At 72.0% G+C, this 5225-nt stretch carries 2 protein-coding genes; both read right to left on the reverse strand.

The window, feature by feature from the left end:
• Positions 1-4136 (reverse strand): type I polyketide synthase (locus ON39_RS34825; RefSeq protein ID WP_051187488.1); only part of this gene is annotated, 4136 nt, incomplete at its 3' end.
• On the reverse strand, positions 4133-5225 hold a 1093-nt coding region (locus ON39_RS34830; protein WP_157195563.1), incomplete at its 5' end, for a type I polyketide synthase. The genes ON39_RS34825 and ON39_RS34830, both read right to left, overlap by 4 nt.

The following is a 5225-nucleotide window of genomic DNA, read 5'->3' on the forward strand; positions in this document are numbered from 1 at the left end:
AGGTGGCGAACCTTGTACTCGGACACCAGGTGTCGCGCGATCAGCGCGCCGAGTCCGCCGGTGCCGCCGGTCACCAGCACGGTGCCGTCCGGGTCGAAGTCCGCGAGACCGGTTGCGGTGTCGTGCATTCCGACGAGTCTCGGCACCAGCGCCGTGTTGTCACGGACGGCCAGTTCCGGTTCGCCGGAGCCAATCGCGAGCGCGACGGCGGCGGCCGGGTCGGTGTCGCCCGCGAGATCGAGGAGGACGAACCGGCCGGGGTTCTCCGCCTGTGCCGCGCGCACCAGACCCCATACCGGCGCTTGGCGAATATCCAGTTCCTCGTGTGCCGTAGTCGCCACGGCGTTCCTGGTGACGATGACGAGGGTGGCGGATCGAGGTTCGGCCAGCCAGGTACGCAGTGCCGCCAGCACTGTGTGCAGTACCTCCCGGAAGTCGGAAAGTACTGGGCCCGTAGGTGTTCCGCATTCGAGCACGACGTATTCCGCCGCCGGATCCAACGCCTCCCACGCGCACCACGGCACCGCGCGGGGCGCGACGGCGGGGAGGGGTGTCCAGTCGACCTGCCACAGATCGCCGGCGTCCGACGTGCCGGTCGTCAGTTGATCGGGTGCCACCGGACGGAAGGTGACGGCGTCGAGGGTGGCGACGGGCGCGCCCGAGGGATCTCGCAGCGCGAGGGACATGGTGTCGCCGTGGCGTTTCAGCGTGGCCCGGACGGTGGTCGCGCCTGTCGCGTGCAGGGTGACGCCGCCGAAGGAGAACGGCAGCTCCGTCGTCGCGCGCTCGGGGTCCTCGGTGATGCTCCAGGCGTGCAGGACCGCGTCGAGCAGGGCCGGATGCAGGCCGAACGCGGCGGCCTCGTCGGCCGCGCGTGGGGGCAGGGCGATCTCGGCGAACACCTCGTCGCCGCGCCGCCACGCCGCGCGCAGTCCCTGAAAGGACGGGCCGTAACCGTATCCCTGATCGAGCAGGGCGTCGTACACCCCGGACACATCGGCCGACACGGCGTCGGCGGGCGGCCATTCGACCGAATCCCTGGTCGCTGCAGTGCTTTCCGATGCTAGGACGCCGGACGCGTGTAGTGTCCATCCGGACGCGGTAGTGGAGTCTTTGGAGAAGATCCGCAGCGACCGACGACCTTCGTCGTCGGCCCCGTCCACCACGACCTGGATCGCGACGCGTCCGTTCGCGGGCAGGACCAGCGGCGCGACGACGATGAGTTCCGTGACGGCACGGCAACCGATCTCCTCGCCCGCCCGCATCGCCAGCTCGACGAAACCGGTGCCGGGGAACAGGATTCGGCCGAACACCGTGTGATCGCCGAGCCAGGGCTGAGCCTGTGGCGACAGCGCGCCGGTCAGTGTCAGGCCGCCGGTGTCCGGTGCTTCGATCCCCGCGCCCAGCAGCGGATGGGCGACCGGTCGCTGGCCGACTCCGGACGCGTCGACGGCACCGGGCTGATCCTGCCAATACCTGCGGCGCTGAAAGGAATACGTCGGCAGCTCCACCGGCGCGCGCCTGCCGTAGTAGGCCGCCCAGTCGACGGACGCACCCGCGGTGTGCAGCGCCGCGAGCGCGGCCACCGCGGCCACGGGCTCCGGCCGGTTCCGGCGCTGCACGCCCACGCAGACGACCGTGTCGGCGTCGACGGTCCGCCGCGTCGATTCGGTGAGCGCGGCGTCGGGGCCTACCTCCACGAAGCGGGTCACCCCCGCCTCGGCCATGGACCGCACCGCGGCGGCGAAGCGCACCGTGTCGCGGACGTTGCGCACCCAGTGGTCCGCCGAGATCGTGCCCTCGATACGCGTGCCCGTCACGGTGGAGTACAGCGGTATCTCAGGTGCCCGGTAGGTCAGAGCCGCTGCGACAGAATGGAACTCGGACAGCATCGGCTCCATCGCCGGTGAGTGGAAGGCGTGCGACACGCGCAGTCGCGTGGTCCGGCACCCCTCCCCCGCCAATCGATCCGCCACCGCGAACACCTCGTCGTCCGGTCCGGAAAGAACCACTGCGCCAGGGGCGTTCACGGCCGCCACCGCGACCCCGCCGGTGCACCACGGCGCGACTCGCTCCTCGGTGGCCGCCACCGCGACCATGGCCCCGCCCGGCGGCAACGCCTGCATCAGTCGCCCGCGCGCCGCGACCAGCCGCGCGGCGTCCGCCAGGGTCAGCACACCGGCCACATGCGCCGCGGTCACCTCGCCGATCGAGTGCCCGGCGACGAAATCCGGCCGAACACCCCAGGATTCGAGCAGCCGGAACAGCGCGGCTTCGAGCGCGAACAAACCGGCCTGCGCCCATACGGTCTGGTCGATCACAGCCGGGTCGGCATCCCACAGTGCCATGCGCAGTGATCCGTCGAGCCGCGAATCCAGCTCCGCGACAGCCGCATCGAAAGCCTCGGCGAACACGGGGTACGCCGCGTGCAGCTCTCTCCCCATCCCCGATCGCTGCGCGCCCTGACCCGTGAACAGGAAAGCGATCGAGCCACCCTCGGCCGTGCCGCGCGCCGCGTCCGTGGGCGACTCCCCCGCCGCGAAACCGTCGAGGCGGCGCAGCAGTTCGTCGCGGTCGGCGCCGATCACGGCGGCGCGATGGCGGAACGGGGTCCGGGTCGTCGCCAGCGACAGCGCCACGTCCGTCGGGTCGAGTTCCGGCCGCTCGGTCACGAACGAACCGAGCGACTTCGCCTGTGCGCGTAGCGCTTCCGCGCTCTTGGCAGAGAGCACCCACGCGATGACAGGTGGCGTGGTGTCGCGCGGCGGCGCGGGCTGATCGGCGTACTGCTCGATGATGACGTGCGCGTTGGTGCCGCTGATCCCGAACGAGGACACCCCCGCCCGGCGCGGATGTCGCGTGACAGGCCACGGCGTGGTCTCGGTGACCAGCTCGACGGCGCCGGAGTCCCAGTCCACGTGCGGATTCGGCGTCGTGAGGTGCACGATTCCCGGCACCGACCCGTGCCGCATGGCCAGCACCATCTTGATCACGCCCGCCACCCCGGCGGCGGCCTGGGTGTGGCCCAAATTGGACTTGATCGAGCCGAGCAGCAGCGGGTGACCGGGTTCCGCGCGCTCGCGGCCATACACCGCGAGCAGGGCCTGGGCCTCGATCGGATCGCCGAGAGTCGTTCCGGTGCCGTGGGCCTCGACCACGTCGACGTCGGCGGCGCGCAGCCCGGCCGCAGCGAGCGCCTGGCGAATCACCTGTTGCTGCGCGGGACCGTTCGGGGTGGTCAGTCCGCTGGACGCGCCGTCGGAGTTGACCGCGCTGCCGCGCAGCACGGCCAGGACCGGGTGGCCGTTGCGCCGTGCGTCCGACAATCGTTCCAGCAGAAGCATTCCTACGCCCTCGGAGCAGCCGGTGCCGTCGGCCGCCGCCGAGAACGATTTGCACCGGCCGTCTCTGGCGAGCCCGCGCTGAGTGCTGAAGTACACGAACATGTCCGGGGTCGTCATCACCGTGACACCGCCGGCCAGCGCGAGCGAGCACTCGCCGTGCCGCAGCGCCTGCGCCGCCCAGTGCATGGCGACCAGCGACGAGGAGCACGCGGTGTCCACCGTGATCGCGGGGCCGTGCAGCCCGAGCGTGTAGGCGACCCGGCCGCTGACCAGGCTGCCGTCGCTGCTGCCGAGGCCGTAGTCGTGGTACATCACCCCGGCGAACACGCCGGTCCGGCTGCCCTTCAACAAGGTGGGATCGATGCCCGCGCGCTCGATCGCCTCCCACGCGGTCTCGAGCAGCAGCCGCTGCTGCGGGTCGATGGTGAGCGCGTCGCGCGGCGCGATGCCGAAGAAGCCCGCGTCGAAATCGGCCGCGTCGTAGAGGAATCCGCCTTCGGTGGCGATGGTCTTGCCCGGCGTGCCGGGCTCGGGGTCGTACAGTCCGGCGATGTCCCAGCCGCGGTCGGCGGGGAACGGGCCGACCGCGTCCACGCCGTCGCGCACGACCCGCCACAGCCCGTCCGGCGTGCTGACGCCGCCGGGGTAGCGGCACGCCATGCCCACGATGGCGATCGGCTCGGCGGCCGCGTCGGCGAGCTCGGCTTTGCGGGCCCGCAGCCGCTCGTTGTCCAGCATGGTCCGGCGCAGCGCCTCGGCCAGCTGCTCGACGGAGGCCTCCACGGCGCTCACCCCTCCACTCGGTCGGCGTCGCCCGCGAGCGCGGCGCGCACCAGGTCGTCGATGGACATGTGCTCGACGGACGCAACGGGCGCCGGAATCGCCTGCGCAGGAGCTGCTTCCGGGCTGCTCGTGGGTTCATCGGGCAGCAGCTCGGTGCGCAGATACCCGGCGAGCACCCGCGGGTTCGGATAGTCGAACATCATGGTGGCGGGCAGCCGGAGGCCGACCGCGGACTGCAAGCGGTTGCGAAGTTCGATCGCGGCCAGCGAGTCGAGGCCCATCTCGGTGAAGCCGACATCGAGCGACTCCGGCTCGGCGTGCCGGACCGCCGCGACGTGCGTGCGCACGAGGTCGAGCAGCACGGCCTCGGCCGCGTCGCCGTCGAGTCCGGCCAGCCGCTGGGTCAGCGAGACCGCGCCCGACCCGTTCGCGGTGGGCGTCGCGGTGCGGGCCGCCGCCCGTGCCGGTCCTCGGGTCGCGGAGCCGGCAAGCTCTCGAAGCATCGGGGGCACAACATCATTCGCGGCCAGAGCGGTGGAGTGCACCCGCATCGGCACCAGAACCGCGTCGTCGAGGCGGACCGACTCGTCGAACAGCACCAGCCCCTCCGCCGAGGACAGCGGCGGCAGGCCGAGGTCGGTCATCCGCTGTTCCTCGCGACCCGCGTCGACGCCCGCGCCGCCGAGCCCGGTCTCGGTCGTCCACAGGCCGAAGGCCAACGCGGTCGCGGGCAGGCCCGCCGCGCGCCGGTGGACGGCCAGCGCGTCCTCGAATCGGTTCGCGGCCGCGTAGTTCGCCTGGCCCGCGCCCATCACCAGTCCGGAGACGGAGGAGAACAGGACGAACGCGGTGAGCGGAAGCTGCGCGGTCAGCTCGTGCAGGTGCCACGCCCCGTCGACCTTCGGGCGCAACACCCGCTCCAGTTGCTCGGGCGAGAGCGAGCCGATGAGGGCGTTGTCCATCACGCCCGCGGCGTGCACGACTCCGCGCAGCGGCCGGTCGGCGGGGATGCCGGCGAGCACGCTCGCGAGTGCGGCCCGGTCCGCGACATCGCAAGCGACAACGGTGCATTCGGCGCCCAGGTCGGTGAGTTCGGCG

The organism is Nocardia tenerifensis NBRC 101015, from assembly GCF_000308715.1.
Lineage (GTDB): Bacteria > Actinomycetota > Actinomycetes > Mycobacteriales > Mycobacteriaceae > Nocardia > Nocardia tenerifensis.